This window comes from Zestomonas carbonaria (genome assembly GCF_904061905.1).
Lineage (GTDB): Bacteria > Pseudomonadota > Gammaproteobacteria > Pseudomonadales > Pseudomonadaceae > Aquipseudomonas > Aquipseudomonas carbonaria.
Window position 1 is genome coordinate 1 of record NZ_CAJFCI010000124.1, and the last position, 204, is coordinate 204.

Annotated in this window: 1 protein-coding gene; it reads right to left on the reverse strand. The window is 69.1% G+C overall.

The window, feature by feature from the left end; translation table 11 throughout:
- Nucleotides 1–204 (reverse strand): contractile injection system protein, VgrG/Pvc8 family (locus PSEWESI4_RS24960; protein ID WP_187673934.1); only part of this gene is annotated, 204 nt, incomplete at both ends.

Here is a 204-nt window from a genome sequence, read left to right on the forward strand (position 1 = left end):
GCAGGCGGGCGGCGGTGAAGGGCTTGCCGGCGGCGTCCTGCTTGTAGCGGCCGGGGTAGTCGTAGCGCTCGTAGTCGGCGTGCTGGTGGTCGAGGTGGGCGCCCCGGGCGACATGCTGCTGGTTATAGATCGGGTGCTTGAAGCTGTAGTCGAGCTGGGTCTGCACGGCAGTGCGCACCTGCTCGCGGTAGGCGAAGCGGCGCA